The sequence below is a fragment of the Vibrio sp. OY15 genome (assembly GCF_000742455.1).
Lineage (GTDB): Bacteria > Pseudomonadota > Gammaproteobacteria > Enterobacterales > Vibrionaceae > Vibrio > Vibrio alginolyticus.
Map to the genome: position 1 here is coordinate 1 of NZ_JPIL01000038.1, position 3,319 is coordinate 3,319.

General features: G+C 43.1%; 2 protein-coding genes and 1 pseudogene. 1 reads left to right on the forward strand and 2 read right to left on the reverse strand.

Going from position 1 to position 3,319, the window contains the following annotated elements; translation table 11 throughout:
- Positions 1–158 precede the first annotated feature (158 nt).
- Positions 159–797: a class I SAM-dependent methyltransferase gene (locus IJ23_RS23555; RefSeq protein ID WP_033907502.1), complete on the forward strand. Its 639-nt coding sequence runs from the start codon at positions 159–161 to the stop codon at positions 795–797.
- A 199-nt stretch (positions 798–996) separates the two neighbouring features.
- Here IJ23_RS23555 and IJ23_RS23560 read toward each other — a convergent pair whose 3' ends face one another.
- Both IJ23_RS23560 and IJ23_RS25780 read right to left on the reverse strand, forming a co-directional pair.
- A complete protein-coding gene (locus IJ23_RS23560) occupies positions 997–1,506 on the reverse strand; it encodes a hypothetical protein (RefSeq protein WP_017191342.1) in 510 nt (169 codons plus the stop codon).
- Between the two features lie 872 nt (positions 1,507–2,378).
- Positions 2,379–2,663: pseudogene (locus tag IJ23_RS25780) on the reverse strand (PAAR domain-containing protein); the annotation flags it as partial.
- Between the last annotated feature and the right edge of the window lie 656 nt (positions 2,664–3,319).

Below are 3,319 nucleotides of genomic sequence, written 5' to 3' on the forward strand. Positions count from 1 at the left end.
CACTTCGTACTTGAATCCAAGGCAACTAACAAACTGTTCAAGAGGGATTCACAACGCTTGGCGGTTTTGGTTTGAATTAGCTTTAGTGTTTACGGCACAATGGTTTAGGCTGGGGTGGTAGCGTTGTTCACCCCTTAACAGGGCGTTAACAGTCAAGGATGAATATGAAACAAAACTACCAAGTTCATGAAGACATGTATGTTGAAGCTCGCGAAGCTGGCTGGGAAGGTTGGGGTGGCAACGAGCGAATGTCTAAAGCAGTTTTAGTTGAGCGTTTTCTCGAGCTATTTAAACGACCGGTGCAAGGTAAACTGCTCGAACTAGGTTGCGGTGAAGGACATCATTGCAGAGCTTTCCAGAAGTTAAGCTTTGAGGTGGCAGGTATAGATATTTCACCAACCGCAATTAAATGGGCAAAGGAAAAAGCCAGAGCAACAGGAGTCGAGGGTAATTATTATTTAGCGGACCTAACGGTAGCGTCTCTTGAACTTACAGAACGTTATGATGTTGTCATTGACGGTAATTGCTTACATTGCATTATCGGTGCAGATCGAGTCATATTTTTGGGTCATGTTTATCGTTCACTATCTGAAAATGGGGTATTTTTTGTCAGTAGCTTGTGCTCTAAAAATCAAATTAGCTATGAAACTTATAGAGATGGCAGTCCATATCGTCATGTTACCTCTGAAAGTGATCTAGTTGTTGAACTAGAGAAAGCAGGGTTCCAAGTGCTTCATGTCAGTGTCTATGAGCGTGAAACTTCAAACCACATAACGGTGTATGCGATAAAAGCATAATTTTGTGTAGAAAAAACTGCTAACAAATTGTTCAAGAGTGATTCGGCACGCGTGGCATTTTTACTATGCGTTGGTTTTAGTGGTTTAGGTGGTATGCGGCAGCTTCGGTATTGCGTGCCTCACACCTTAATTGGGCGTTAAGTGATTTCTCATAACTTAACCTCCGAACCACAAAATTGAGGTTCGGAGGTTAGTGGGGTTATAGTTGTCCTAAGTCGATTTTTTTAGCAATCAACTTCATGGTGTCTATCATTCCATGCTCAAACAGTAGCGAATCAGTAAAGGTATACGACTTAGACCAAACGCTTTCGGGTTCTTTTCGGTCGAGTGTTATAAATGCATATCCACCACCGCCATTGCCATCTGCATTAAAAGCACGCCTCAGCTTTAACCGTTCACCGTCTACAAGCCCTTCGTCATTAAATGTGCCTTTGGGTAAGCCGCCTTCGGCTTCGGTTTTGAAAAACTTACCTTCTAAGGTGTCTAAGAACCACCGCAAGCCATATTTTGGGAACTCGATTTGGTAGTGTAGCCATTCGCTTTCGCCGTCTAGCTTATCGGTAAAGTATTTCGCGGTAGCAAGGATTATGTAGTCATCAACCAATAAAAAGTAAAAGTTTTTCGTTGTTTCTTCATCATCCGGTACCGTAGCAATCAAGTTTGGGTCTTGAGCAACTGTGAGTGGGTTGATTTCTTTAAACTGCTTCATCTGTCTGCTCCGTTTCCTATATCAATTCTCATAATGGCTCCTGCGTTCTCTAGTTCTCCTAGCGTTTGTGGGTTTTTATCCCACGTAAAGGTTTCGGGCGGGCCGTATTCCAGTTCATCATCAATGTCGCCAAAAGGCGTCGTATCATACTTAACATTTAAATCCTTAGTCACGCCGTTACCGAGAAAATCTTGGTTTGCGCCTAAACCTTGTTCTATTTGGTATCGGGTTCGCAACGTGTCAGTCTGGTTCGTAGTAAAGTCGAGCTTTTTGCAATATTTAGTAAAATCTTCTTGTTTCTTAATGTCGATGCCGCGTTCTTTAGCTGTTACTTTTACCTGCTCGTAATAGCGACTGAACTCTGGAATCAAACATGGTTCAATTAAATCAAGGCTGTCTGAAAATTCGCTACCGAGTTGTGTCTTTGCGTGTTTTCCCATCTCTCCGTATGTAGGGATAAAACTGACCATATCACCGAGTTCGGCGGCTTTTTCATGGTCAATCAAAAGTATGGTGTAATCGCATGTTGGGTCATAGTCTCGCCCGACTGCTTTGCATATTGCTTCTGGATCAGTATCACCATGCTCTGCTTGTGTAAAAGTGGTAGTCCAATATCGTCTGGCCTTTCCTTCTGAGGGTGGTCCAATATAGCCCTTGTCCCCAGTCCATTCTGATTCGACCACTCGAAATAAGAAACGCTCATCCAAGCCCTTTGCAACCACTTCTCTTTTATCCGCAGTGGTGTAAGGTGAACCCGGTAATGCTGCACCACCTTCACGAGCGGCATCGACATAAGACTTAGCTTCCGCCAAGCGCTGCTTCGCTTCTTCATAAGTTTTGGGCGGTGGTTGTTTATCGGCTCGATATTTGTCACCGATTAAGACTGTGGGGTTGCCAATGACAATCTTGCCTCCGTGACTGGTCGAGTCTCCCATTCTTGCTGCTGGTTTACCGTTAATAAATACGGAGCCAGATCCTTGGCTTATGGAATCAGGGGGACCGACACAGATGAGGCGGTCGCCTTTACGAGCAGCTGGTAGACCGCCAATTTTTACATTGGGTGAGCCAGCGACTACAGGGCCTCCCACATGCGGAACTTTAGCAGTAACCTTGGGGCAGACGTGCATTGATGTTAATGTTGCAGCGGGTTTTCCCATGAAAACATCCTTTTTGTGGGTTAGGTTGCATATCTTAGCCTTTGTAAGGAAACTATCTTCTTTGGCTGGTGTAATATTTGGAAGCAAATCACCTAACAAACTGTTTAAGAGTGATTCGCAACGCGTGGCATTTTTACCATGCGTTGTTTTTAGTGTTTAAGGTGGTATGCGGCAGCATCGGTATTGCGTTGCTCACACCTTAACAGGGCGTTAGCCCTCAAGGAGAAAATATAAATTGTTTGAATATCATTTAAAAAGAACAAAGTTCTTATTGGTCTTGCAGGGTATATCTGTTGTCGTTCCTCTGTTTCTACTATTTACTTTGCTGTCCCAAGTGACTCAATTGAGTTCTTCAAGTCTTTTTCTCGCATTTGCGCTCGTTCTAGTGATGTTAAGCTTTAACTTGTCTAGTTTATACGGGCTGTTAAAAAAGAAGCTTTGGGCGTTTAAGTTAATGATGGCTCTTTACTTTATCCAGATGATAGGTATAGAAACACCTAACTTTTCCTTAGCCTTTTCTTCTGGAGTTGAAGTACCGATAAGTGTGAATGTCAATGAAGTTACAGTGTCTCTGAACTTACTAGCAATCTTGGTGGTTTGGTTGTCGTATACTAGTCTTAACCTTTTGAAAAAGGCTTAGTATCAAGTTTGAAGTG

Coding starts and splice junctions, on each gene's coding strand:
- IJ23_RS23560 (WP_017191342.1), bottom strand. CDS start 1,506: ATGAAGCAGTTTAAAGAAATCAACCCACTCACAGTTGCTCAAGACCCA.
- IJ23_RS23555 (WP_033907502.1), top strand. CDS start 159: ATGAATATGAAACAAAACTACCAAGTTCATGAAGACATGTATGTTGAA.